Origin of the sequence: Pseudomonas sp. PB103, from assembly GCF_009764635.1 — a bacterium.
Lineage (GTDB): Bacteria > Pseudomonadota > Gammaproteobacteria > Pseudomonadales > Pseudomonadaceae > Aquipseudomonas.
The window spans coordinates 40,335-64,358 of record NZ_RWIL01000055.1; the positions used below are offsets into that span (position 1 = coordinate 40,335).

The window sequence follows — 24,024 nt, forward strand, 5'->3', positions numbered from 1 at the left end:
TTTCCCTTATTCAGGTTGGTGTCCATGCCCGCGCAGATTGAATCGTTCCTCGACCCCGCCTCCTCGACCTACAGCTACGTGGTCTACGAGGCTGACGGCGGGCAATGCGCGATCGTCGACCCAGTGCTCGATTACGACGGCGCCGCCGGGCGCACCTGCACCGCGCAAGCCGATAAAATCATCGCGTTCGTGCGGGCGCACAACCTGCAAGTGCAATGGCTGCTGGAAACCCACGCCCACGCCGATCATCTGTCTGCCGCGCCGTATCTGCGCCGCGAACTGGGCGGCAAGATCGCCATTGGTGAATCGATCAGTAAAGTGCAGAACGTGTTCAAGGCACTGTTCAATCTGGAGCCGGAGTTCTGTGTCGACGGCTCGCAGTTCGATCACCTGTTCGCGCCGAACGAGTCATTCAGCATCGGCAATCTCAAAGCTACGGCGCTGCATGTACCCGGACACACACCGGCGGACATGGCTTATTTGATCGACGGAGAGCAGATTCTGGTCGGCGACACGCTGTTCATGCCGGATGTCGGCACGGCGCGCTGCGACTTCCCGGGGGGCGACGCCCATCAGTTGTTCAATTCGATCCATAAATTGCTGGCCTTCCCGGCGAGCGTGAAGCTTTACGTTTGCCACGATTACCCGCCAGAAGGCCGCGAGTCGCAGTGCCAGACCACGGTTGGCGAGCAGCGCAAAAGCAACATTCATGTGCATGACGGGGTTGATGAGGCGGCGTTTGTCGAGATGCGCACGCAGCGTGACGCCGGGCTGGGTATGCCGACGCTGTTGCTGCCGGCGATTCAGGTGAATGTGCGGGCGGGGAATTTGCCGGCGGCTGAGGACAATGGCGTGGTGTATCTGAAGATCCCGATCAATAAGCTTTAACGTCAAAAGATCGCAGCCTGCGGCAGCTCCTACAGGAGAAATTGATCGTTCCCACGCTCTGCGTGGGAATGCCCCCGGGGACGCTCCGCGTTCCGCTTCGGGAAGTGACGCAGAGCGTCACGGGCTGCATTATGCGCATCCCATGTAGGAGCTGCCGAAGGCTGCGATCTTTTGATCTTCACGTCCCCAGGGTCAAGCCATTCGCCGGCAGCGGCAGCGCCGTTTTATACCGCACCTGCTTCAACGCAAAACTCGAGCGGATATTCGCCACCCCCGGCACTTTGGTCAGAAAGTCCATCATGAAGCGCTCCAACGACTGAATCGTCGGCACCAGCACCCGGATCAGATAATCCGGATCGCCCGCCATCAAATAGCATTCCATCACCTCGGGGCGATCGGAAATCGCTTCCTCGAAATGCTGCAACGCCAACTCCACCTGTTTCTCCAGGCTGACGTGAATAAACACGTTCACGTGCAGCCCCAGCAGGTCGGCATCCAATAGCGTCACCTGCTCGCGAATCAGGCCTAATTCTTCCATCGCTTTGACCCGGTTGAAACACGGCGTCGGCGACAGGTTGACCGAGCGTGCGAGGTCGGCGTTGGTGATGCGCGCGTTCTCCTGAAGGCTGTTGAGAATGCCGATGTCGGTACGATCCAGTTTGCGCATGAGACAAAACCACCTGTTTTTTATGTTTATGCAGAATTTCTATCTGCAAATCGTCTCCAGCGCAACGAAACAGAGATAAATATTCTTCTTGGCCCGGCCTATGATTGTTGTAGGACAAGATTTCTTCTACCGAAGAATGACTGCCAGCTCACTACAAGAAATTCACAAGATCGAGCGTAGAAGCCATGACCCAAGCGTATGAACCGCTGCGTCTGCACGTCCCTGAACCCTCGGGCCGTCCAGGCTGCAAAACCGATTTTTCCTACCTGCATCTGACCGATGCCGGTACGGTGCGCAAACCTTCCATCGACGTCGAACCTGCCGACACCGCCGACCTGGCGCGTGAGCTGATTCGTGTGCTCGACGATCAGGGCAACGCCCTCGGCCCATGGGCTGAAAACGTGCCGGTCGAGATCCTGCGCAAAGGCATGCGCGCCATGCTCAAGACGCGTATCTACGACAACCGCATGGTGGTCGCCCAGCGTCAGAAAAAAATGTCGTTCTACATGCAGAGCCTTGGCGAAGAAGCCATTGGCAGTGCTCAGGCGTTGGCGCTGAACATCGACGACATGTGCTTTCCGACCTACCGTCAACAAAGCATCCTGATGGCCCGCGAAGTGCCGCTGGTCGACCTGATCTGCCAACTGCTGTCCAACGAGCGCGATCCGCTCAAGGGCCGCCAGTTGCCGATCATGTATTCGGTTAAAGAGGCTGGTTTCTTCACCATTTCCGGCAACCTCGCCACCCAGTTCATTCAAGCGGTCGGCTGGGGCATGGCCTCGGCGATCAAGGGTGACACCAAAATCGCTTCGGCGTGGATCGGTGACGGCGCTACCGCCGAATCGGACTTCCACACCGCCCTCACCTTCGCCCACGTTTATCGCGCGCCGGTGATCCTCAACGTCGTGAATAACCAATGGGCGATTTCGACCTTCCAGGCGATCGCCGGTGGTGAAGCCACCACCTTCGCCGGACGCGGCGTCGGTTGTGGCATCGCCTCGCTGCGCGTTGATGGTAACGACTTCTACGCTGTGTATGCGGCCTCTGCCTGGGCTGCCGAACGCGCCCGCCGCAACCTCGGCCCGACCATGATCGAATGGGTCACCTACCGCGCGGGTCCGCACTCGACCTCCGACGATCCATCGAAATACCGCCCGGCCGATGACTGGAGCCACTTCCCGCTCGGCGACCCGATTGCCCGTCTCAAACAGCACCTGATCAAGGTTGGCCACTGGTCGGACGAAGAGCACGCCGCCGTCAGCGCCGAGCTCGAAGCCGAAGTGATTGCCGCGCAGAAACAGGCCGAACAGTACGGCACCCTCGCCGGCGGCCAGATTCCAAGCGCCGCGACCATGTTCGAAGACGTCTACAAAGAGATGCCGGAGCACTTGAAGCGCCAGCGTCAGCAGTTGGGGATCTGACATGAACGATCACAACAACAATATTCAGTTGGAAACCGCCATGACCACGACCACCATGACCATGATCCAGGCCCTGCGCTCGGCCATGGATGTGATGCTTGAGCGTGACGATAACGTGGTGGTGTTCGGTCAGGACGTCGGCTACTTCGGCGGCGTGTTCCGTTGCACCGAAGGCCTGCAAACCAAGTACGGCGCCTCGCGCGTGTTCGATGCGCCGATCTCGGAAAGCGGCATCGTCGGCGTGGCCGTGGGCATGGGCGCTTACGGTTTGCGTCCGGTCGCCGAGATTCAATTCGCTGATTACGTTTACCCGGCGTCCGACCAGATTATTTCCGAAGCGGCGCGCCTGCGTTATCGCTCGGCTGGCGAGTTCACCGCACCGATGACCCTGCGCATGCCCTGCGGCGGCGGCATCTACGGCGGTCAGACGCACAGCCAGAGCATCGAGGCGATGTTCACTCAGGTCTGCGGACTGCGCACCGTGATGCCATCCAACCCGTATGACGCCAAAGGCCTGCTGATCGCCTCCATCGAAAACGATGACCCGGTGATCTTCCTCGAGCCAAAACGCCTGTACAACGGCCCGTTCGACGGCCACCACGACCGCCCGGTAACGCCGTGGTCGAAACACCCGCAAGCCCAGGTTCCGGACGGTTACTACACCGTGCCGCTGGACGTTGCCGCGATCACCCGTCCGGGCAAGGACGTGACCGTGCTGACTTACGGCACCACCGTGTACGTCTCGCAAGTCGCTGCCGAAGAATCCGGTGTCGACGCTGAAGTCATCGACCTGCGCAGCCTGTGGCCGCTGGACCTGGAAACCATCGTCAAGTCGGTGAAGAAAACCGGCCGTTGCGTGGTGGTTCACGAAGCCACGCGCACCTGCGGTTTCGGCGCCGAACTGGTGTCGCTGGTGCAAGAGCATTGCTTCCATCACCTGGAAGCGCCGATCGAACGCGTCACCGGTTGGGACACCCCCTACCCGCACGCGCAAGAGTGGGCGTATTTCCCAGGGCCGTCCCGAGTGGGCGCGGCGTTGAAACGGGTCATGGAGGTCTGAATGGGCACGCACGTTATCAAGATGCCGGACATCGGCGAAGGCATCGCAGAAGTAGAACTGTCGCAGTGGCATGTCAAGGTCGGCGATCTGGTCGTTGAAGATCAGGTGCTGGCGGACGTGATGACTGACAAGGCGATGGTTGATATTCCATCGCCGGTACACGGCAAGGTGATTGCACTTGGTGGTCAGCCGGGTGAAGTGATGGCGGTTGGCAGTGTGCTGATCAGCATCGAGGTTGAGGGTGCCGGTAACTTGAAAGAGTCCGCCGCACCCGCGCCCGTTAAAGAGGCGCCGGTAGCACCGAAAGCTGAAGCGGTTGTTGAGAGCAAACCTGCTCCTGCCGCCGCGCCACGTCCGGCAGCTGTTTGTCAGGGCCCGATGGTCGCTCGCGAAGCAGACGAACGCCCGCTCGCCTCGCCAGCCGTGCGCAAACATGCGCTGGATCTGGGAATTCAATTGCGTCTGGTGCGCGGTTCCGGCCCGGCCGGTCGAGTGCTGCATGACGACCTCGACGCCTATCTGGCGCAAGGTCAGTCGAACGCCTCGGCGCCGGTGGCCGCTGCTTACGCCCAGCGTAACGACGAAGAACAGATTCAAGTCATCGGCATGCGCCGCAAGATCGCCCAGCGCATGCAGGACGCTACCCAGCGTGCCGCACACTTCAGTTATGTCGAAGAAATCGACGTCACCGCAATCGAAGAACTGCGTGCGCACCTGAATGAAAAACACGGTGCCAGCCGTGGCAAGTTGACCTTGCTGCCGTTCCTCGTCCGCGCCCTGGTCGTTGCTCTGCGCGACTTCCCGCAGATGAATGCCCGTTACGACGACGAAGCTCAGGTCATCACCCGCCTCGGCGCGGTGCATGTCGGCGTCGCCACGCAAAGCGATGTGGGCCTGATGGTGCCGGTGGTGCGTCACGCCGAGGCGCGCAGCCTGTGGGACAGCGCCATAGAAATCTCGCGCCTGGCCAACGCCGCACGCAATGGCAAGGCCAGCCGCGACGAATTGTCCGGCTCGACCATCACCCTCACCAGCCTCGGTGCGCTGGGCGGTATCGTCAGCACCCCGGTGTTGAACCTGCCGGAAGTGGCCATCGTCGGCGTCAACAAAATCGTCGAACGGCCGATGGTCGTCAAAGGCCAAGTGGTGATCCGCAAGATGATGAACCTCTCCAGCTCGTTCGATCACCGCGTGGTCGACGGCATGGACGCGGCACTCTTCATCCAGGCCATTCGCGGCTTGATCGAACAACCTGCCACTTTGTTTGTGGAGTAAGGCTCGCATGCAATCTCTGAACACTACGCTGCTGATCATCGGCGGCGGCCCTGGCGGCTATGTAACGGCGATTCGCGCCGGGCAACTGGGCATTCCGACGATTCTGGTCGAAGGCCAATCGCTGGGCGGCACCTGCCTGAACATCGGCTGCATCCCGTCGAAAGCGTTGATTCATGTCGCTGAGCAGTTTCACCAGACCCGGCATCACAGTCAGCATTCGGCGCTCGGCATCAGCGTTTCCGCGCCGACGCTCGACATCACTAAAAGTGTCGAGTGGAAGGATGGCATCGTTGATCGCCTGACCACTGGCGTGGCTGCCCTGCTGAAGAAGAACAAGGTTCAGGTCATCAATGGCTGGGCCAAAGTCATCGACGGCAAAACTGTCGAAGTCGGCGACACGCGTATTCAGTGTGAGCACCTGGTGCTGGCGACCGGTTCGACCAGCGTCAATCTGCCGATCCTGCCGATTGGCGGGCCGGTCATCTCCTCCACCGAGGCGCTGGCGCCGACATCCGTGCCGAAACGTCTGGTAGTGGTCGGCGGTGGTTACATCGGGCTGGAATTGGGCATCGCTTACCGCAAGCTCGGAGCTGACGTGAGCGTGGTCGAGGCGCAGGATCGCATCCTGCCGGCCTACGACGCTGAACTGACGCAGCCGGTGCACGAGGCGTTGAAGCAACTGGGTGTGAAGCTGTACCTGAAACACAGCGTGCTGGGTTTCGACGGCACGTTGCAGGTGCGCGACCCTGAAGGCGAAACGCTGAACCTGGAAACCGATCAGGTGCTGGTCGCCGTGGGTCGTAAGCCGAATACCCAGGGCTGGAACCTCGAAGCACTGAATCTGGACATGAACGGTTCGGCGATCAAAATCGACAGCCGCTGCCAGACCAGCATGCGCAACGTTTACGCCATCGGTGATTTGAGCGGCGAACCGATGCTCGCTCACCGCGCCATGGCCCAAGGCGAAATGGTTGCCGAGTTGATCAGCGGCAAAACCCGCGAATTCAGCCCTACGGCGATTGCTGCGGTGTGCTTTACCGATCCGGAACTGGTGGTGGTCGGCAAGACCCCGGACGAGGCCAAGGCTGCCGGTCTGGACTGCATCGTTTCCAGTTTCCCGTTCGCGGCGAATGGCCGGGCGATGACGCTGGAGTCGAAAAGCGGTTTCGTGCGCGTGGTCGCTCGTCGGGACAATCATCTGATTGTCGGTTGGCAGGCGGTGGGCGTGGGGGTTTCCGAGTTGTCGACCGCGTTTGCGCAAAGCCTGGAAATGGGCGCGCGACTGGAAGACATCGGCGGCACCATTCATGCGCATCCGACGCTGGGTGAAGCGGTGCAGGAAGCGGCGTTGCGTGCTCTCGGGCATGCGTTGCACCTGTAAAGATCAAAAGATCGTCCGATCGCGGCCCGAGCCTTCGGCAGCTCCTACAGGGGTTCGCCGATTCTGTAGGAGCTGCCGCAGGCTGCGATCTTTTCAGCGATGAACGAGGATTTTTCATAAGCAGGCTAATAAATCTGCTCATCCCTCCATCGTCCGGGCTGCGAAACCGCTCAAGAATGAAGTATTGTTGTGCCCATCCAAAAAACGTCAGAAGCCTTGAACCGTTTCGACGGTTGTTCAGTGATAGAGGGTGTCATGGGTAACGAAAGCATCAATTGGGACAAGCTGGGTTTTGACTACATCAAGACCGACAAGCGCTATCTGTCGTACTTTCGCGATGGCGAGTGGGACAAAGGCACCCTGACCGAAGACAACGTGCTGCACATCAGCGAAGGCTCGACTGCCCTTCACTATGGCCAGCAGTGCTTCGAAGGCATGAAGGCCTATCGTTGCAAGGACGGCTCGATCAACCTGTTCCGCCCGGACCAGAACGCCCTGCGTATGCAACGCAGCTGCGCGCGTCTGCTGATGCCGACGGTCGACACCGAGCAGTTCATCGAAGCCTGTAAAGCCGTGGTGCGTGCCAACGAGCGCTTCATCCCGCCATACGGCACCGGCGGCGCGCTGTACCTGCGTCCGTTCGTGATCGGCGTCGGTGACAACATCGGCGTGCGCACTGCACCCGAGTTCATCTTCTCGATCTTCTGCATCCCGGTCGGCGCCTACTTCAAGGGCGGCCTGACCCCGCACAACTTCCAGATCTCCAGCTACGACCGCGCCGCCCCACAAGGCACCGGCGCGGCCAAGGTCGGTGGCAACTACGCGGCCAGCCTGATGCCGGGCTCGAAAGCCAAGAAAGCCAACTTCGCCGACGCGATCTACCTGGATCCGATGACCCACACCAAGATCGAAGAAGTCGGCTCGGCCAACTTCTTCGGGATCACCCACGACAACAAGTTCATCACCCCGAACTCGCCGTCCGTTCTGCCAGGCATCACCCGCCTGTCGCTGATCGAACTGGCGAAATCGCGTCTGGGCCTGGAAGTGGTTGAAGGCGACGTGCTGATCGACAAACTGTCGGACTTCAAAGAAGCCGGTGCCTGCGGTACCGCTGCGGTGATCACGCCGATCGGTGGCATCAGCTACAACGATCATCTGCATGTGTTCCACAGTGAGACTGAAGTCGGTCCAGTGACTCAGAAGCTTTATAAAGAGCTGACGGGTGTGCAGACCGGCGACATCGAAGCGCCAGCGGGCTGGATCGTCAAGGTTTGATTTGACGGCTCTGGATGTATAAAAGCCCTCCACCGAGTGATTGGTGGGGGGCTTTTATTGCGTTTGGTGGGGATTTTTGTGTAGGGCTTGAGATTTTTTCCCCCTCACCCCAGCCCTCTCCCCCAAGGGGGCGAGGGGGAAAGGGAGCCGATCTCGGTTGTTCTCCAGACTGAAGTTCGACGCGGATTTTCAGGCCGATGTAGTAGGCGAGAACACTTCGGTCAGTCCCCTCTCCCTCCGGGAGAGGGTTAGGGTGAGGGGCTTTTCAGCGTTATCCGTTTACCAAGTCGTTCAGCTATCCCACTCGCCTGCCCATTCTGCTGTTTTCCCATCCGCGCCTGCGTAATCAACCCGGGAATCAACTCCCCCTCCGGCAAATTCTTCCAGAATCGCACCGGCAGATGCCCTTGCATGACCTTCTCGTTCAACCGCGCCGGGTTGAAGATGTGGCTGTAATAGGTCAGCCACAGTTCGCCATGCGGATCGTCGACGTTCTGCGCCAATTGTTGCCATTCCAGCGGGCATTGGCGCTGATGAAGCAGTTGCTCGCCATCGTAATAAACCCCGTCACGCGGCGTGGCGATCAGCCAGCGATGCTGGCCCATGCGCCCGATGAAGTGTTCGCTGGCGCTGTGCAGGATGTCGTGGGCCGGTTCGTGCCACGCGACATATTGCGGGCCGACACTGGATTTCGGCCGTTCAATGAAGCGCACAAACGCATGCAGGTGATGCGCTTCGCGGCGCACTTGTTTGATTCGCCGCTGCAACTCGCTGCCCAGTTTGTCACCGGTCATCATTGCCGTGCGATCACCGTGGCTGACGCGCCACAACACTTCGTACAACAGACTCCAGCGCTGGTCGCCCCGGTATTGCGCGGCTTGCTCCAAGGTATCGAGCAGCACACGCGGGATCTTCGCCATAAACGGCCCCTGCCCTTCAGGCACCGGATCATCATTATTGGCAAACAGATCACCCACGCCTTCCGAGGCCCAGCTCACCAAGCTCGGGTCGATTTCATGGCTGAGCAGCCAGCGCGCCTGTTGGCGCCAGGTGGCGAACAGGTCGTCGCAATCGAGGTTGATCATCCCCACAGCCCCATTTGCTGCGGCATCGGCCTGTCGCGCAGTTGCTGATAAAGCATATGGCTGGTGACCTCGGCCTGCTGCGGGTGGTAGTCGCTGGTGATGATGAACGGTTTGGCCTTGGCCAATACGCAACGCATGCGCGCGACGTCTTCGTAGCGGATCTTGCGTTGCCGGCGCAGCTCGACCAGACGTTCGGTGGTGCGCAGCCCGATGCCGGGAATGCGCGAAATCAGGGATGCTTCGGCACGGTTCAGATCCAGTGGGAACACCTCGCGATTCTGCAACGCCCACGCCAGTTTCGGGTCGATGTCCAACGCCAGGTTGCCCGGTCCCTTTAGCAGTTCGTCGGCGCTGTAACCGTAGCTGCGCAGGAGGAAATCGGCTTGGTACAAACGGTGCTCGCGCATCAGTGGTGGCGCGGCCAGTGGCACGCTTTTCGGACTGTCGGGGATCGGGCTGAACGCCGAATAGTACACACGGCGCAAGCGGTAGTTGCCGTAGAGCGACTGGGCACTGTGCAAAATCGTACTGTCGTCAGTGTCATCGGCGCCGACGATCATTTGCGTGCTTTGCCCGGCGGGCGCGAACTTCGCCGAACGGGGTTCGTTGAGGACCGTTTGCACGCCGGTGTAGATGGTGTTCATGGCCTGTTTGATGGAGCCAATGTCTTTTTCCGGTGCCAGAGTTTGCAGGCTGACGTCGGTGGGCAACTCGATATTGACGCTGAGACGATCGGCGTAGCGCCCCGCTTCCGCGATCAACGCCGGGTCGGCGTCGGGAATCGTCTTGAGATGGATGTAGCCGCGAAACTCATGCTCTTCACGCAACAGCTTGGCCACGCGCACCAGCTGTTCCATGGTGTAATCCGCCGAGCGGATGATGCCGGAGCTGAGGAACAGACCGCTGACGCAGTTGCGTCGATAGAAATCCAGGGTCAGCGCCACCACCTCTTCAGGGGTGAAGCGCGCGCGGGGAACATCACTGGAACGACGATTGACGCAGTATTGGCAATCGTAGAGGCAGAAGTTGGTCAGGAGGATTTTCAACAACGAAACGCAACGCCCGTCAGGCGTGTAGCTGTGGCAGATGCCCATGCCATCGGTCGAGCCCAGGCCAGTCTTGCCCTCGGAGCTGCGCTTGGGCGCACCGCTGCTTGCGCAGGAGGCGTCGTACTTGGCGGCGTCGGCGAGGATGCTGAGCTTGTCGATGATTTGCATGGCGCGGGCTCTTTACTGTTTGGATGTACAGTATAGGGTCGAGCTCGGGGTTACAAGGTGGTAGAAGCGCACCTCGTCGGTCAGGAGCTCCAGATCAAAAGATCGCAGCGTTCCGCAGCTCCTACATGAGATCTCGAACTCCTGTAAGAGCTGCCGAAGGCTGCGATCTTTTGCTCTGGCCGTGTTCAATCGCCAACTCAACGCCAAACCGCGCGGCGATTTCCTTGCGCCCCACCACCGTCAACGCCAGCGCCCGACTGTCCAGATCCTGCGTCACCCATTGGCGCTTCAACGCCGCTTGCAACAACGCCGCCCCCAGCGACCCACCGAGATGCGGCCGGCGCATGCTCCAGTCCAGGCACGGGCAGGCGAACTTGCGCCGCAGCGTGCTCAAATTCTGCACCTCAATGCCCAGCCCTTCGAACAACGCCGCGCCACTGTCGCTCAAGCGATACGCCTGCTCGTCGGTCTCGACCAGCCATCCCGCCTCGATCAAACGGTCATGCAGCAACACCGCGAGTGTCCCGGCCATGTGGTCGTAACAGGTGCGAGCAAATTGCAGTCGATCCGGAGTATGCGGTTTGAACGTCGGCGTGGCGTTCTGACCAATCACCATCAAGGCTTCCAGCGCTTGAGCGACACGTTTGTCGGCGAGGCTGTAATAACGGTGGCGGCCCTGTACGTGCAGGCGTATCAACGCCAGGTCTTTGAGTTTGGCCAGATGCGCGCTCGCCGTTGAAGTGCTGACCTCGGCGATAGTCGCCAACTCCGTACTGGTGCGGGCGTGACCGTCCATCAGTGAACAGAGGATTCTCGTTCGCGCCGGTTCCGCGATGGCGGCGGCCACCTGTGAAACGCCGATGTCCTGGTGATCCGCGTGCATACTTCGCTCCTGGGCGAATGATCGCCGCTGTTGATTTGAAGATACGCGTATCACTTTAATGCCGACAAGCGTGATCTTGTTTTCCTCAACGTCGAAATACTGTCGTCCATTTAATCACTCTTGAAAAAATCGATGCGATTCAATCTGGCACTTAAGCAACTATTGGTATATGCATTCATCTCACAACAAACCCACTTCGAACTTGGCATCCAAATCATTACCGTTGGCACCCACGCGAATATGGCCTGCTACAACCCGGCCACCGTTTTCAAACTTCGTCACCTTGAGAGTGCCGTTGCTAGCATTGGCTGGCAAAACCATTTTACTGGACTGAAAGGTAACTTTCGCTTCAGTCGCGCCCCATGTATCCACAACGTACTCCCTTACATCTGGGTTTCTAATCGTAATTTTGACATGAAAACTCTCATTCACCAGCGGGTTATTCATAAAGTACCAAATTTCACTCCCTGAACCGAGGCTGTACGAAGACATGTACATCTTCAGAATCTCGTACACCCCGTCAGGGGACTTTACAGCACCTTCTAACCAACCAGCTTTAGAGAAACTGGTTTCAGTCGCTTCGACAATAACATCATCCATTTTAGCGCCCTCGGAAAAATCGTGAATAAATTGAGCTCTCCCGAGCCTTTCTTTAAGGCTCGCCGCAGAGTGACACACCCGTAAAGTTTATTTCCTGTGAAACTGACATTGTACATCTACGTTAAAATCAAGAGCAAAATGCACATTCGGCAAAACACACTCACGCCGCAAGAACTTCGAATTTAGCCTGCATCTTATATTTCTCAGTGGCCACTTGCAGACGACCCTCGATAATCCCCGTCAGCACATCAAACCTGGTCACGGCTAACGTTCCAGAGGTTGCTTGCAACATTACAGGCATTCCACTAGGCATAAAAAAAACATGAACCGGATTGGAAGACCTGTCCGTCACCGTGTAGGTCTTTACCACCGGCGGAACTTTGAACTCGACCATTAAAGTCTGTGTCTTCCCGTGTTGATTCCCGCTTATTTTAAACAGCAAGTAAATCAAGCTATAATTAAAGACATCAAGCCGTTTGATTCTTACCAGCTCAAACGAACCGTCTGGTCTGCTGATAGCACCGTCAACCAGACATACTCTGGGAAATTTGTCTTCACTCACACTTGAAACGACATCATTCATTTCTTTTCCTCCAAATACATTTTCTGATTTTCAGCCACTCATTTAGACGTCCTTCCTTCGCCACCAAGTAAATGATCGCCACTGCGGAGTGAAGATACGCGCATCATTTTATTGCCGACAAGCGTGAGATCTCTGCACTCAAATTTCTTTGCGAGTTGCACGACCTAAAGCCGAGCGGCCGTATTCACGACTTTCTCAGCACTTAAATAACTGTCCGACGCATGAACTAATCTAACAACAAAGACACTTCAAACCTGACACCCAGCTTATAGCCAGTTTTCACCTTAATAGATCCCGCAACTACCAGACCGTCGTTCTCAAAATTCGTCACCTCGACCGCTCTTTCGCTCGCTTGGGCAGGTAAAAGCATTTTACTTGCCTGAAAAAAGACTTCAGCTTCATTCGCCCGGCATCCGAGCATCCTCCTTAAAAACATTAAACGAGGTTCAGTTTTGCTCCCCTCTTATAGTATCTGCCCATATCTTGAACATTGCGCCACGCGCCTTTTATCGTCAACTGTCATATCTGACAGTTGACGACACAAAACACTTTTGCAATGTTAGTAAGTTCTCAGCCATCATGATGCGCAAGCCCTTCTTTACTTAAGTATTTTTGGAAAAAAACAGGTTCATCACTACTTTAACTTTTACATAAAACAGCAAAAACCCTATTCAAACATCAGCTAACACATTTCGCTGCACAACGAATCATCGCCCTCAAAAACGGCAGACAGTAGAAGCCCTCTCTCCCACCACAAGGCGGTAAACCATGGACCCGATCATTGCTGCGACGCATGCCGAACCTTATCCCTACTACGCGCAACTTCGCACCGAGGGCGGGCTCGCCTTTCATGCAGGGCTAAAAGTGTGGGTCGCCAGCAGCGCGCGGGCGGTGTGCGCGGTGTTGGCGCATGCCGATTGTCGGGTGCGCCCTGCGCAGGAGCCGGTACCCAAAGCGATCGCTGAGGGCATGGCTGGCAAGGTGTTTGGTCAGTTGATGCGGATGAATGACGGCGAACGCCAACGCTGTCCGCGTGCGGCGATCGAGCCTGCGCTTGAGCTAATTGATGAGGCGCACATTCGAGCCTTGGTGGCCGCTCGATTGATCAACCTAGACGCCGACGGCTTATATAAAGCCATGTTTCGCGGGCCGGTGTGCGTGGTCGCTGCGCTGCTCGGTTTCAACCCGGCGCAGGGTCGAACGATCAGTGCGCTGACCGCCGATTTCGTCGCGTGTCTGTCGCCGTTGAGCAATGACTTGCAACTCGTGGAGGCACACGGGGCGGCTGAGCAATTGCGCGGTTACTTCGTTGAGTTGCTGGCCGAGTCCGACAGCCAACTGCTGACGGCCATTCGGCAACGATTCGAAGGGGATATAGAGGCGTTGATCGCCAATCTGATCGGCCTTTGTTCGCAGACTTATGAAGCCACCGCCGGGTTGATTGGCAATGGGTTGGTGGCACTGAAGCGTCAGCCCGAATTGCGCAGGGCGTCCATGGCTGCGGTGTTGGCTGAGGTGCAGCGCTTTGATCCGCCAGTGCAGAACACTCGGCGGTTTGTGGCTGCGGCTTGTGAGATCGACGGTGTGCGCGTCGAGCCCGGGGATGTGATTCTGGTGCTGCTGGCCTCGGCCAACCGCGATCCGGCGCTTAATGAACAGCCAGACAGGTTTTTGCTGGATCGGCCAAATCGGCGCAGTTTCAGCTTTGGCAGCGGGCGGCATCAGTGTCCGGGGCAAATGTTGGCGATGGAAATTGCCTGTGCGACTGTCAGGAAAATCCTTGATCACGGTGTGAATCTGGAGCGACTGGCCTGGCATTACCGGCCTTCGCTGAATGGGCGGATTCCACTGTTCAATATCGTCGGTGACTGATCGTCCGCCTTCGCGGGCAAGCCCGGCTCCTACAGAGGTTTCTTGCACACCCCGAGACACTGCAGGAGCAAAGCTTGCTCGCGAAAAAGCCCGGAAAAACAACGCATCATTTCGACATCATCCACCAGGCTACAGCGCCTTGCGCCTTTGCCTACAACTACGCCAGAATCCGCCGGCTTGTGCGGCTTGGGGGGCGCCGGTAACTTGGTTCGCGTCACTGAATGTTCAGTGATCGGGTTTAGTCGCTCGGTGTTTTTCCAGGTTCGCGAGCTGTCATTCAGTCAGGTATTTATACGCCTGCGCTAAATGGTAGCTGTGCGCAGGGCGCCTTCGGGCGCGCCGGTAATGCTTGGGTACTGGTCGACTAACCTGCGTACAGCTGCCACCTATTGTTTAGTCGCAAGAACGTGTCAGCCTTCAATGAGGTTGCCCAAGATATGTTCAAAGTAACGCCAAATCCGCCAGAAGCGGATGCCATACCCGAATCCGATCCAACATCCCCTTACTCCACGCTAGACCCGACAAAACTGAACGACGCCGCCGAACGCGCCCTCGATCACTACCTCAAACCCCACGCCCCACCGCAGCGAACACCCAGCACCATGTTCTTGGTCGCCCCGAACATGGACACCGAAACCCTCCTTGCTCACGCCTGCGAATCCATGGCCTCGGCCAGCATCATGCTCAGCGACTTCGCCGGCCTGCTCGAAACGCCCTACCGCAATACCCTGCTCGGCATTCAGCAAGTGGTGATGCTCGGCGAACTCGCCGTCAACCGCGCGCTCGACAACCTGGAGCCGCCGACCAGAAATTGAAGTGGGTTGATGAGGTGAGGGAGCGTACTTCCGCACCTCTGCTTTCTGTTACCAGATGTCTGATGGATCAAACCCAGCTTGTTTTATATCTGTTCTGATATAACCTTTGGCATGGAGACTCTTGCCATCCCTTGCAACACTCCGACGCATCACGATCGGTTCTGAGCTATTACGCTTTTCCTTTCTAACAGGAGAAGTCGATGCCCAGACACAAGGATGTGATGTTTGTCGGGAGTGCGCTCAAAGATCTGCGTGCATTCCCGCTTGATGCCCGAAGGGCTGCGGGTTTTCAGTTGGATCTTTTGCAACAGGGTGAAGAACCTTTTGATTGGCGTCCTATGAAAACCATGGGCCGTGGCGTCAACGAAATCAGGATCACTGAGGATTCAGGAGCGTTTCGGGTGTTTTATGTGGTCAATCGGCCTGAAGCCATTTATGTGCTGCACGCCATGCACAAGACCACACGAAAAACTGAAACGCGAGATATCGAACTGGCTCGCGCCAGATACCAGGAAATAGGTTAGGCCATGAAGGATCATCAAGACCAATCCCTGCGTTTTACAAGCGTCTGGGATGCACTGGAAGACACGCCGCAGGACGCAGCCAATTTGCGTCTGCGGGCCAAATTGATGCGTACGCTTTGCGAGACCATTCGCGCTTGGGAGCTTCCACAAAAGGAGGCAGCCAAGCGTCTGGGCATTACTCAGCCACGCCTCAATGATGTACTCAACGGGAAAATCGACAAGTTCTCCCTTGATGCCTTGGTCAATATTTCGGCAGCAGCAGAGTTGGAAGTAGACATCTGCTTTCCGTCCGGGCCACCGTTGCAGTGGGCCTGAGGACCACTCAGCCCGCCAAGGATTACTTCAACCCGTGCGCTGACGAAACTCCGAAAGGATAAAAGGTTTACCGGCTCTGGGTTAACCTTCGACATCCTCCAGCGCCATCAAAGGCTCGCTGGAGGACTCGACAGCGCCTGCACTCAATCCTCCCGCGTCAAAACCTCCAGCAACTCAATCTCGAAGACCAGATTCGAGTGTGGAGGAATCTTGCCCATCGTCCGCTCGCCATACCCCAAGTGCGCCGGCACCAGCAACTTACGCTTGCCGCCCACCTGCATGCCCATCAGCCCCTGATCCCAGCCCTTGATCACGCGGCCCGTGCCGATCACACACTGAAAAGGTTTGCCACGGCTGTAGGAAGAATCGAACTCGCTGCCGTCTTCCAGCCACCCGGTGTATTGCGTGGTGATCAGCGCGCCTTTGACCGCGGCTTTGCCCTCGCCCACCTGGAGATCGATTACCTGCAGTTCATCATTCATAACAATCACTCTATTGTTCAGCTGGCCGCCGTTTTCCCAGAAATGGCAGAGATTGGCAACCCGAACGCGAAGATCAACGTGGTATCCGAACCGAGTGATGAAGCATTAACATAGCCAACCGCCACTACCTCTCGGATCGATTCACCATGCTGGCAGCGCCCGAATGATTCAGCTCTGGATCGGCCTTGCCATCGGCATTGTCATGTTGGCGGTGATTGCCATGCTTATGTGGCGCGAGCGCGATTTGCGTCGCCAGCTCGCCGAATACCGTGATCTGCTCAGCCGCGCCGCTGAAGGCCGCAACATTCATCAGGACGGCGACGCCGAGCGCTTCAAACGCAGCCAATATTTTGCGCGCATCGGCACCTGGGATTGGGAAGTCGACAGCGATCGGCTGTACTGGTCGGACGCGATCTACAGCATGTTCGGCTTCAAGATCGGTGAGATCACGCCGTCCTACGCTCTGTTCTGCTCCTGCGTACACCCGGATGACCGCATTCGGGTGCGCGACGGTGAACTGCGTTGTCTGCAAACCGGTGAAAACCACGACGAGGAATATCGCGTGGTCTGGCCCGACGGCACGATTCGCTGGCTGCGCGAGACCGGCAACGTGGTGCGCAACGACCACGACGCGGTGATCAAAATGATGGGCGTGGTACGCGACATCACCGAAGAAAAGGCCTCGGCCAGTTACCTGCAACACCTCGCCCACTTCGATCCCTTGACCGGATTGCCCAATCGGCGGGTGCTGGAGCAACGGTTAGCCGAAGCACTGGATCAGGCCCGGCAGACCAACACCCGAGTCGCCCTGGTGTTTGTCGATCTCAACGGCTTCAAAAACATCAATGATCAATACGGCCATGCGGCCGGCGACCGCGTGCTGATCACCACCGCGAACCGGCTGAAGCGCCTCCTGCGCAGCAAAGACACCGTTGCGCGCATCGGCGGCGATGAGTTCGTGGTCATTCTGCAAGGCCTGGCACCGGGTCTCGACTTGCAGGACGAAGCCCGCCGCATCTGCCAGAAAATGTTCGTCGAGTTATCGCCTCCGGTGAGCATCGGCAACGACCAGCGACACATCGGCACCAGCCTCGGCGTCGCGGTGTTTCCCGACCACGCGCCGACCATGGATCGCTTGCTGCACATTGCCGATTTGGCGATGTACGAGGCCAAGCGCAGTGGCAACAATCAATATCGGTTGGGCGGTGGGCAAGTGTTGAGTCACAGCGGCTGGAATGGCCCGTTCAATTCGCAGGCTGGCCAAATGGAACGCCGTTGAAGGTGTGAGTGCAGCACTGGCAACTCGGCGTCATGTTCTCGGCCTTCAAATCGGGATCGACGATTTGCAGAAGGTTTTGCTCATCGACGTACAGGCCATTGAAGTAGCTCGACTCACCCAACCGGACGATGTCCTCGCGCTCGTCTTCCCGGATGGCAACCATCCAGAACAGTGGATCGGGACGGTCGAGGCGAGCCACCGCTTCACTGAAAATCCGGTCCCAATGGCCGCCCACCCGGGACAATAAAAACCGGAACAGCGGCGTGTAATCCAGCCCGTATCGTTTGCCTGGATGCATTGAACCTCGCGATGCTTCGCGGCGGCTTTCGGCTTTGGTATTGCGTTGATCGCGGTAATGCGCGACCGATTCATGACGTCGCACACCCCGGGTGCGCGTGTTGACTTTGCGATACAGCGGTTTCTTGTCCAACCCATTGCTCCTGACATCCGGTCACTCGAGACGCCCCACGGGTTTTACCCGAATGGCGCTCGATTGCAATCAACCGTCCATGGCTAATTATTGCCGGGGTTTAACGCGGCACCGGTTTCATCTCGACGATGGTGCCGTTGGTGATCATCACCATGACGTACTGATCATTGATCTGCACCCATTGCGCCTGGTCGACAGGCTTCTTCAGGCCTTTGGCTTTCCAGTCGAGGGCTTTTTCGCTGCGTTGATAAATATCCGGGGCGCGGTCGTTGACCTTCAATTCGCGGTCGCTGACCGGGGATTGGACGGAGGGATCGCTTGAGGTTTGCGCCGCTTGAACAAGTGGGCTGATCCCGGCAATGCCGGCAACGAGGGCCAGGCTGGCGATTAGGGTTTTGCTGTTCATCGGTGAACCTCCATTGATGTGTGATACCTGAACTCGGACTGCCCGGCTCGGGAATCATTCCTTGTTTTTTGCCTGGGCTGGCTGGGGGATTGTAGTCGTCCGCCGGGCCGCCATCGCTGGCAAGCCAGCTCCCACATGGGGCCAGGGTGTTAGCGAAAGTTGCGGCCCCCGAAAACCTGTGGGAGCTGGCTTGCCAGCGATAGGGCCGATACATTCAACCTCGTCATTGCCTGATCCGCCGCTTTCGCGAGCAAACTCGGCTCCTACAAAAAGCATGCGTCGAGCACATTGATCCGCTTTGCACATCAATGCATGCCAATAATGCAATTAACATCCTGTTACACCTGAGCGACCATCCGCCTCAATAAGAACCGTGCGCTGACTCTCCGTGGCGCACGTCATAAAAGCGGTGGAGTCCTTTACTATGACAGCCTCAATCCCACACGGCGGCTCGCGGGCCGGCGCCATCTTCCGAGTGACCTCGGGCAACTTCCTCGAACAGTTCGACTTCTTTCTGTTCGGCTTCTACGCCACGCAGATCGCGTCGGTGTTCTTCCCGGCGAGCAGTGAATTCGCCTCCCTGATGATGACCTTTGCAGTATTCGGCGCGGGCTTTTTGATGCGTCCGCTGGGGGCCATCGTGCTCGGCGCGTACATCGATGACGTCGGTCGCCGTAAAGGTTTGATCGTCACATTGTCGATCATGGCCAGCGGCACGATATTGATTGTGTTGGTGCCCGGATACGAAAGCATCGGCTTGTTCGCCCCCGCGCTAGTGCTGATCGGGCGTCTGCTGCAAGGCTTCTCGGCCGGTGCCGAATTGGGCGGGGTTTCGGTGTATTTGTCCGAGATCGCTACGCCGGGCCGCAAAGGTTTCTTCACCGCCTGGCAGTCGGCCAGCCAGCAAGTGGCGATCATCGTTGCCGCCGCATTGGGCTTCGCGCTGAACGCGTGGATGGCGCCGGACGTGATTGCCGACTGGGGCTGGCGGATTCCGTTTTTCGTCGGTTGCATGATCGTGCCGTTCATCTTTCTGCTGCGCCGTAACCTGGCAGAAACCGAAGAGTTCGCCGCCCGCAAACACCGCCCAAGCATGCGCGAAGTGTTCCGTACCCTTGGCCAGAATTGGGGCGTGGTCCTCGGCGGCATGTTGATGGTCGCCCTGACCACCACCGCGTTTTACCTGATCACCGTGTACGCGCCGACGTTCGGCAAAACCGTGCTGCACCTGAGCACGTCCGATGCGCTGCTGGTGACTTTGCTGGTGGGCGTGTCGAACTTCTTCTGGCTGCCGATTGGCGGCATGTTGTCCGACCGTATCGGTCGTCGTCCGGTGCTGATCGCGATGTCGCTGCTGGCGCTGGCCACCACCTACCCGGCGCTGTCGTACCTGGTGCAGGCGCCGAGCTTCAGCCACATGTTGCTGTCGCTGCTGTGGTTGTCGTTCATCTACGGCATGTACAACGGCGCGATGATTCCGGCGCTGACCGAAATCATGCCGGTGGAAGTGCGCGTCGCCGGTTTCTCCCTCGCCTACAGCCTGGCCACGGCAATTTTCGGTGGCTTTACCCCAGCGATGTCGACCTTCCTGATTCAGTACACCGGCGACAAAGCCGCGCCGGGTTACTGGATGAGTATCGGCGCGCTGTGCGCGTTGTGCGCCACGCTGTACCTCTATCGCCGCGCGGGCGGCCGCCTGCAACCGGTCGCAGCATAAGGAACCATGACCATGAAAAAACTCTTCAACTTCGCCGCCATCGCCCTCTGCGCTTTCAGCGCCCTGGCACACGCTGAACAGCTGAACGTGATGACGTCGGGGGGCTTCACCGCCGCCTATAAAATCCTCGGGCCGAAATTCGCCGCCGCCAGCGGCAACACCCTCGACACCCAACTCGGCCCGTCGATGGGCAAGGCCCCGGAAGCGATCCCCAATCGCCTCGCGCGCGGTGAGCACGCCGACGTGGTGATCATGGTCGGCTACGCCCTTGATGATCTGATCAAGCAAGGCAAGGTCGACCCGGCTTCTCGTGTGGAACTGGCGGATTCGCGGATCGGCCTGGTGGTGCGCGAAGGCGCGGCGAAACCGGACATCAGCAGCGTCGACGCACTGAAGAAAACCTTGCTCGACGCGCAGTCGGTGGCCTACTCCGACAGCGCCAGCGGCGTGTACATCCAAGAGCAGTTGTTCAAGAAGCTCGGCATCGAAGATCAGCTGAAACCGAAGGCCAAGATGATTCCGAAAGTCCCGGTCGGCTCGGTGGTCGCCACCGGCGACTATCAACTGGGCTTCCAGCAGGTCAGCGAATTGCTGCCGGTGCCGGGCGTGAGTTTCGTCGCGAAGATTCCGGAATCGGTGCAGTCGGTGACGCGCTTTGCTGCCGGGATTCCAGTTGGCGCGCAGCACCCGCAAGAGGCGAAAGCCCTGCTCGCCTACCTCGCCGCACCGGCTGCACAATCTGACGTGCAGGCCACCGGGCTGGATTCGGTCAAACGTTGATCGTTGGCGGCTGGACTTTCATTTCCACCACCAGCCGCTCCAGTTCCAATGCCGCCGGGGTCAACGTACGGCCCCGGCGCTTGATGATGCCGACACTGCGCATCACCTGCGGATTGGTCAGCGGCACCCGCGTCAGGATCGGATGATCCGGCCCCGGCAGCGCCATCAGCGGCACCGCCGCCACCCCCAACCCGGCCTCGACCAGACCGATCATGGTCGTCACGTGCTTGGTTTCACAGATGCTCTGACGCTGCGGCACCACGGTGCTCAGGGCCTGATCGAGCAAAAACCGGTTGCCGGAAGTCTTGTCCAGCGAGATGTAATCCTGCTGATAGAACTCGTCCCACGTCACGCTGCTACGCCCGGCCAACGGGTGATCGCGGCGACAAGCGACGACGTAGCACTCCTGCACAAGCGCTTCGAAGTCGACTTTGGCATCCTGCGTGCCCAAAAAACTCAAGCCAAAATCCGCCTCGCCATTGACCACCGCGCTGAGCACATCGTGAGCGCTGGAATCGAGAACTTTGACTTTGATGCGCGGGAATTGCTGGTGATAGCGGGCGACCACCCGCGGCATGAAGTAGTACGCCGCCGACGGCACGCAAGCGACGGTGACGTGGCCCAATCGGGTTGAAGCCACTTCGCTGATGCCCAGCAACGCCACATCGAGATCATCCAGCAGACGCTCGACACTCGGCATGAAACCGCGTCCGGCCTGAGTCAGGCTGACCTTGCGCGTGGTGCGTTCGAAGAGTTTTACGCCGAGGGCGTCTTCGAGCTTTTCGATACGTCGGCTCAACGCCGGTTGCGACAGGCGCACAGTGTCGGCGGCCTTGCGGAAACTGCCCTGCTCGACCACCGCGCGAAAGGCTTGCAGATCGTTGAGGTCGAAGTTGATGGCCATGGCAAGTCTCGGACAGATTGATACACAGGGGTTATAAATGTAACCAATTGATGCCAATTATCACAGAAACAACGAAAATCCCCTGTAGGAGCTGCCGCAGGCTGCGATCTTCTGATCTTGCTTCTGTGGAATCGAAAGCAAGAGCAAAGGATCGCAGCCTCGTTGCACTCGTCAGCTCCTACAGGGGATCTTTGGTGGATCTGGAAACGATTCAGCCCTTATCCTTGTCGCCCCCGCCGTACCGCTGTCAGGAGTAAACCCATGCCCCATGAAGGCAATCTGTTGCAAGCCGCTGTCGTGTTTCTGTTCGCGGCGGTGCTCACTGTGCCTTTGGCCAAACGTCTGCAATTGGGCGCCGTGCTCGGCTATCTGTTTGCCGGGGTGATCATCGGCCCTTCGGTGCTGGGCCTGATCGGCAATCCGCAGAGCGTGGCGCATATTTCCGAGTTGGGCGTGGTCTTGCTGTTGTTCATCATCGGCCTTGAGCTGTCGCCGCGACGTTTGTGGGTAATGCGCAAATCGGTGTTCGGCGTCGGTCTGGCGCAGGTGCTGCTGACGGCTTCGGTGATTGGTGTGTTGGCGTTGTCGGTGTTTGGCCAACCGCTGAACAGTGCGATTGTGCTGGGGCTTGGCCTGACGCTGTCTTCCACGGCGTTTGGTCTGCAGAGCCTTGCCGAGCGCAAGGAACTGACCAGCCCGCATGGTCGCCTGGCGTTCGCCATTCTGCTGTTCCAGGACATCGCCGCGATCCCGTTGATCGCCTTGGTACCGATGCTCGCGGGTGGCAATCACACCACCAGCACAGCTGAAGATATCAATCATGGTTTGCAGGTGCTCGGCGGTATCGCGGTGGTTGTGGTCGGTGGGCGATATTTGTTGCGTCCGGTGTTCCGCGTGGTGGCGAAAACCGGTCTGCCGGAAGTGTCCACCGCCACCGCATTGCTGGTGGTGATTGGCACAGCGTGGCTGATGGATCTGGTCGGCGTGTCGATGGCGTTGGGGGCGTTTCTCGCCGGTCTGCTGCTGGCGGACTCGGAATATCGGCATGAGCTGGAAGCGCAGATCGAGCCGTTCAAGGGCCTGCTGCTGGGGCTGTTTTTCATCAGCGTCGGCATGGGCGCGAACCTGAGCCTGTTGCTGAGTACACCGATCACCGTGTTGGGGCTGACGCTGCTGTTGATTGGCCTGAAACTGCCGCTGCTGTTTGTGGTTGGACGCCTGGCCGGTGGGCTGAACAAGATCAGCGCCATCCGCCTCGGCATCGTCCTCGCCGCTGGTGGTGAATTTGCTTTTGTGGTGTTCAAGATCGGCCGCGATCAGGGGCTGTTCGAGCCGCGCCTGTATGACCTGCTGGTGCTGACCATCACCCTGTCGATGGCATTGACGCCGTTGTTGCTGTTGATTTGCGCGCGCCTGGTCAGCCCGAAAGTGCAGCCGGTGGAAGTGCCGCAACAATACCGTGAGATCGACACTGACACGCCGCGCGTGGTGATTGCCGGTATGGGCCGGATGGGCCAGATCGTCGCGCGTATTCTGCGCGCGCAGAACATCAAGTTCGTCGCGCTCGACACCTCGGTGGAAACCATCGAACTGTCGCGCAGCTTTGGCGGTGTGCCGGTGTTTTACGGCGACCCGATGCGCCCGGAAATCCTCAACGCGGCCAAGGTCGGCGAGGCGGAGTATTTCGTGATTGCCACGGATGACCCGGAGACCAACATCAAGACGGCCGAGGTGGTGCGCAAGCTGTATCCACACATGAAAATCATCGCCCGGGCACGTAACCGTCAACACGTGCACCGTTTGGTGGACGTTGGCGCTGAAGCGATTCGCGAGACGTATTATTCAAGTCTGGAAATGAGCCGGCGAACGCTGGTTGGCTTAGGGCTGACCCAAGCTCAGGCCGATGCCCGCATCAAGCGCTTCAAGCACCACGACGAACAGGTGCTGGAGGCGCAACACGCGATTTACGACGACGCGGCAAAAGTCCTGCAAACCGCCCAGGAAGCCCGGGCGGAACTGGCGCGGTTGTTCGAATCCGACCAACTCGAAGAACAATCACGCAAATCTTGAGCCTCACCTGATTGTTCCCACGCTCCGCGTGGGAATACAGCCGGGGACGCTCCGCGTTCCAATTCGAAAGCTGGAACGCGGAGCGTCCCTTGAGG

The 24,024-nt window shown here is 58.5% G+C and carries 24 protein-coding genes; 14 read left to right on the forward strand and 10 right to left on the reverse strand.

The features are described 5' to 3' along the window. The first annotated feature begins 24 nt into the window (after window positions 1–24). Entirely contained in the window at window positions 25–888 is an 864-nt protein-coding gene (locus EJA70_RS11470; RefSeq protein ID WP_158830816.1) for an MBL fold metallo-hydrolase, read from the forward strand. A gap of 178 nt (window positions 889–1,066) precedes the next feature. Here EJA70_RS11470 and bkdR read toward each other — a convergent pair whose 3' ends face one another. Next, window positions 1,067–1,555 carry a Bkd operon transcriptional regulator BkdR gene (bkdR, locus tag EJA70_RS11475; RefSeq protein WP_158830817.1) on the reverse strand — a complete coding sequence of 163 codons (489 nt, stop codon included), beginning with the start codon at window positions 1,553–1,555 and terminating at the stop codon, window positions 1,067–1,069. Window positions 1,556–1,740: 185 nt separating this feature from the next. On the opposite strand from bkdR, the gene EJA70_RS11480 reads away from it, so the two are divergent. From EJA70_RS11480 to EJA70_RS11500, 5 genes are all read left to right on the forward strand, one after another. Further along, a complete protein-coding gene (locus tag EJA70_RS11480; protein ID WP_158830818.1) occupies window positions 1,741–2,976 on the forward strand; it encodes a 3-methyl-2-oxobutanoate dehydrogenase (2-methylpropanoyl-transferring) subunit alpha in 1,236 nt (411 codons plus the stop codon). Window position 2,977: 1 nt separating this feature from the next. Continuing rightward, the gene (locus tag EJA70_RS11485) at window positions 2,978–4,036 is read left to right on the forward strand and encodes an alpha-ketoacid dehydrogenase subunit beta (protein ID WP_008086973.1); all 1,059 of its coding nucleotides are present in this window, start codon (window positions 2,978–2,980) and stop codon (window positions 4,034–4,036) included. Further along, window positions 4,037–5,311: a dihydrolipoamide acetyltransferase family protein gene (locus EJA70_RS11490; protein ID WP_158830819.1), complete on the forward strand. Its 1,275-nt coding sequence runs from the start codon at window positions 4,037–4,039 to the stop codon at window positions 5,309–5,311. 7 nt (window positions 5,312–5,318) lie between these two features. After that, on the forward strand, window positions 5,319–6,692 hold the full coding sequence (gene lpdA, locus EJA70_RS11495) for a dihydrolipoyl dehydrogenase (RefSeq protein ID WP_158830820.1): 1,374 nt from the start codon (window positions 5,319–5,321) through the stop codon (window positions 6,690–6,692). A gap of 255 nt (window positions 6,693–6,947) precedes the next feature. Further along, window positions 6,948–7,967, forward strand: a complete 1,020-nt coding sequence (locus tag EJA70_RS11500) for a branched-chain amino acid aminotransferase (protein WP_008086978.1) — start codon at window positions 6,948–6,950, stop codon at window positions 7,965–7,967. 248 nt (window positions 7,968–8,215) lie between these two features. On the opposite strand, the gene EJA70_RS11505 is transcribed toward EJA70_RS11500, so the two are convergent. The 5 genes from EJA70_RS11505 to EJA70_RS11525 all read right to left on the reverse strand — a co-directional run bounded on the left by EJA70_RS11505 (window position 8,216) and on the right by EJA70_RS11525 (window position 12,335). Then, on the reverse strand, window positions 8,216–9,052 hold the full coding sequence (locus EJA70_RS11505) for a TIGR03915 family putative DNA repair protein (protein ID WP_158830821.1): 837 nt from the start codon (window positions 9,050–9,052) through the stop codon (window positions 8,216–8,218). Continuing rightward, on the reverse strand, window positions 9,049–10,269 hold the full coding sequence (locus EJA70_RS11510; protein ID WP_158830822.1) for a putative DNA modification/repair radical SAM protein: 1,221 nt from the start codon (window positions 10,267–10,269) through the stop codon (window positions 9,049–9,051). Before EJA70_RS11510 ends, EJA70_RS11505 begins: the two co-directional genes overlap by 4 nt. A 121-nt stretch (window positions 10,270–10,390) precedes the next feature. Continuing rightward, a complete protein-coding gene (locus EJA70_RS11515; protein WP_158830823.1) occupies window positions 10,391–11,152 on the reverse strand; it encodes a helix-turn-helix transcriptional regulator in 762 nt (253 codons plus the stop codon). A gap of 180 nt (window positions 11,153–11,332) precedes the next feature. Continuing rightward, complete coding sequence (locus EJA70_RS11520) at window positions 11,333–11,752, reverse strand: hypothetical protein (protein WP_158830824.1); 420 nt, start codon at window positions 11,750–11,752, stop codon at window positions 11,333–11,335. A gap of 160 nt (window positions 11,753–11,912) precedes the next feature. Then, window positions 11,913–12,335 carry a hypothetical protein gene (locus EJA70_RS11525; RefSeq protein ID WP_158830825.1) on the reverse strand — a complete coding sequence of 141 codons (423 nt, stop codon included), beginning with the start codon at window positions 12,333–12,335 and terminating at the stop codon, window positions 11,913–11,915. Between the two features lie 768 nt (window positions 12,336–13,103). Between EJA70_RS11525 and EJA70_RS11530 the strand changes: the two genes are divergently transcribed. From EJA70_RS11530 to EJA70_RS11545, 4 genes are all read left to right on the forward strand, one after another. Further along, a complete protein-coding gene (locus tag EJA70_RS11530) occupies window positions 13,104–14,207 on the forward strand; it encodes a cytochrome P450 (RefSeq protein ID WP_158830826.1) in 1,104 nt (367 codons plus the stop codon). A gap of 437 nt (window positions 14,208–14,644) precedes the next feature. Next, on the forward strand, window positions 14,645–15,022 hold the full coding sequence (locus tag EJA70_RS11535; protein WP_158830827.1) for a DUF6124 family protein: 378 nt from the start codon (window positions 14,645–14,647) through the stop codon (window positions 15,020–15,022). 200 nt (window positions 15,023–15,222) lie between these two features. Continuing rightward, complete coding sequence (locus EJA70_RS11540) at window positions 15,223–15,546, forward strand: type II toxin-antitoxin system RelE/ParE family toxin (RefSeq protein WP_158830828.1); 324 nt, start codon at window positions 15,223–15,225, stop codon at window positions 15,544–15,546. Window positions 15,547–15,549: 3 nt separating this feature from the next. Next, complete coding sequence (locus tag EJA70_RS11545) at window positions 15,550–15,861, forward strand: helix-turn-helix domain-containing protein (protein ID WP_158830829.1); 312 nt, start codon at window positions 15,550–15,552, stop codon at window positions 15,859–15,861. A gap of 143 nt (window positions 15,862–16,004) precedes the next feature. Here EJA70_RS11545 and EJA70_RS11550 read toward each other — a convergent pair whose 3' ends face one another. Next, window positions 16,005–16,343 carry an FKBP-type peptidyl-prolyl cis-trans isomerase gene (locus EJA70_RS11550; RefSeq protein WP_008082379.1) on the reverse strand — a complete coding sequence of 113 codons (339 nt, stop codon included), beginning with the start codon at window positions 16,341–16,343 and terminating at the stop codon, window positions 16,005–16,007. A 163-nt stretch (window positions 16,344–16,506) separates the two neighbouring features. On the opposite strand from EJA70_RS11550, the gene EJA70_RS11555 reads away from it, so the two are divergent. Then, window positions 16,507–17,622: a sensor domain-containing diguanylate cyclase gene (locus EJA70_RS11555; protein WP_158830830.1), complete on the forward strand. Its 1,116-nt coding sequence runs from the start codon at window positions 16,507–16,509 to the stop codon at window positions 17,620–17,622. On the opposite strand, the gene EJA70_RS11560 is transcribed toward EJA70_RS11555, so the two are convergent. Next, window positions 17,588–18,052: a hypothetical protein gene (locus tag EJA70_RS11560; RefSeq protein WP_158830831.1), complete on the reverse strand. Its 465-nt coding sequence runs from the start codon at window positions 18,050–18,052 to the stop codon at window positions 17,588–17,590. The two genes, EJA70_RS11555 and EJA70_RS11560, sit on opposite strands and share 35 nt — an antisense overlap. A 100-nt stretch (window positions 18,053–18,152) precedes the next feature. Next, entirely contained in the window at window positions 18,153–18,458 is a 306-nt protein-coding gene (locus EJA70_RS11565; RefSeq protein ID WP_008082377.1) for an RcnB family protein, read from the reverse strand. Between the two features lie 424 nt (window positions 18,459–18,882). Here EJA70_RS11565 and EJA70_RS11570 point away from each other — a divergent pair, with 424 nt between their 5' ends. Together EJA70_RS11570 and EJA70_RS11575 are read left to right on the forward strand one after the other, a co-directional pair. Beyond that, the gene (locus EJA70_RS11570; RefSeq protein WP_158830832.1) at window positions 18,883–20,175 is read left to right on the forward strand and encodes an MFS transporter; all 1,293 of its coding nucleotides are present in this window, start codon (window positions 18,883–18,885) and stop codon (window positions 20,173–20,175) included. A gap of 12 nt (window positions 20,176–20,187) precedes the next feature. Next, window positions 20,188–20,955, forward strand: a complete 768-nt coding sequence (locus EJA70_RS11575) for a substrate-binding domain-containing protein (protein WP_158830833.1) — start codon at window positions 20,188–20,190, stop codon at window positions 20,953–20,955. Here the strand turns inward: EJA70_RS11575 and EJA70_RS11580 are convergent. Then, on the reverse strand, window positions 20,945–21,859 hold the full coding sequence (locus EJA70_RS11580) for a LysR family transcriptional regulator (protein ID WP_008082373.1): 915 nt from the start codon (window positions 21,857–21,859) through the stop codon (window positions 20,945–20,947). The two genes, EJA70_RS11575 and EJA70_RS11580, sit on opposite strands and share 11 nt — an antisense overlap. A gap of 261 nt (window positions 21,860–22,120) precedes the next feature. On the opposite strand from EJA70_RS11580, the gene EJA70_RS11585 reads away from it, so the two are divergent. Continuing rightward, entirely contained in the window at window positions 22,121–23,929 is a 1,809-nt protein-coding gene (locus EJA70_RS11585) for a monovalent cation:proton antiporter-2 (CPA2) family protein (protein ID WP_158830834.1), read from the forward strand. Window positions 23,930–24,024 lie beyond the last annotated feature (95 nt).

Coding starts and splice junctions, on each gene's coding strand:
- EJA70_RS11500 (WP_008086978.1), top strand. CDS start 6,948: ATGGGTAACGAAAGCATCAATTGGGACAAGCTGGGTTTTGACTACATC.
- EJA70_RS11585 (WP_158830834.1), top strand. CDS start 22,121: ATGCCCCATGAAGGCAATCTGTTGCAAGCCGCTGTCGTGTTTCTGTTC.
- EJA70_RS11525 (WP_158830825.1), bottom strand. CDS start 12,335: ATGAATGATGTCGTTTCAAGTGTGAGTGAAGACAAATTTCCCAGAGTA.
- lpdA (WP_158830820.1), top strand. CDS start 5,319: ATGCAATCTCTGAACACTACGCTGCTGATCATCGGCGGCGGCCCTGGC.
- EJA70_RS11535 (WP_158830827.1), top strand. CDS start 14,645: ATGTTCAAAGTAACGCCAAATCCGCCAGAAGCGGATGCCATACCCGAA.
- EJA70_RS11580 (WP_008082373.1), bottom strand. CDS start 21,859: ATGGCCATCAACTTCGACCTCAACGATCTGCAAGCCTTTCGCGCGGTG.
- EJA70_RS11515 (WP_158830823.1), bottom strand. CDS start 11,152: ATGCACGCGGATCACCAGGACATCGGCGTTTCACAGGTGGCCGCCGCC.
- EJA70_RS11520 (WP_158830824.1), bottom strand. CDS start 11,752: ATGGATGATGTTATTGTCGAAGCGACTGAAACCAGTTTCTCTAAAGCT.
- EJA70_RS11490 (WP_158830819.1), top strand. CDS start 4,037: ATGGGCACGCACGTTATCAAGATGCCGGACATCGGCGAAGGCATCGCA.
- EJA70_RS11550 (WP_008082379.1), bottom strand. CDS start 16,343: ATGAATGATGAACTGCAGGTAATCGATCTCCAGGTGGGCGAGGGCAAA.
- EJA70_RS11485 (WP_008086973.1), top strand. CDS start 2,978: ATGAACGATCACAACAACAATATTCAGTTGGAAACCGCCATGACCACG.
- EJA70_RS11540 (WP_158830828.1), top strand. CDS start 15,223: ATGCCCAGACACAAGGATGTGATGTTTGTCGGGAGTGCGCTCAAAGAT.
- EJA70_RS11510 (WP_158830822.1), bottom strand. CDS start 10,269: ATGCAAATCATCGACAAGCTCAGCATCCTCGCCGACGCCGCCAAGTAC.
- bkdR (WP_158830817.1), bottom strand. CDS start 1,555: ATGCGCAAACTGGATCGTACCGACATCGGCATTCTCAACAGCCTTCAG.
- EJA70_RS11480 (WP_158830818.1), top strand. CDS start 1,741: ATGACCCAAGCGTATGAACCGCTGCGTCTGCACGTCCCTGAACCCTCG.
- EJA70_RS11545 (WP_158830829.1), top strand. CDS start 15,550: ATGAAGGATCATCAAGACCAATCCCTGCGTTTTACAAGCGTCTGGGAT.
- EJA70_RS11575 (WP_158830833.1), top strand. CDS start 20,188: ATGAAAAAACTCTTCAACTTCGCCGCCATCGCCCTCTGCGCTTTCAGC.
- EJA70_RS11565 (WP_008082377.1), bottom strand. CDS start 18,458: ATGAACAGCAAAACCCTAATCGCCAGCCTGGCCCTCGTTGCCGGCATT.
- EJA70_RS11470 (WP_158830816.1), top strand. CDS start 25: ATGCCCGCGCAGATTGAATCGTTCCTCGACCCCGCCTCCTCGACCTAC.
- EJA70_RS11505 (WP_158830821.1), bottom strand. CDS start 9,052: ATGATCAACCTCGATTGCGACGACCTGTTCGCCACCTGGCGCCAACAG.
- EJA70_RS11570 (WP_158830832.1), top strand. CDS start 18,883: ATGACAGCCTCAATCCCACACGGCGGCTCGCGGGCCGGCGCCATCTTC.
- EJA70_RS11555 (WP_158830830.1), top strand. CDS start 16,507: ATGATTCAGCTCTGGATCGGCCTTGCCATCGGCATTGTCATGTTGGCG.
- EJA70_RS11530 (WP_158830826.1), top strand. CDS start 13,104: ATGGACCCGATCATTGCTGCGACGCATGCCGAACCTTATCCCTACTAC.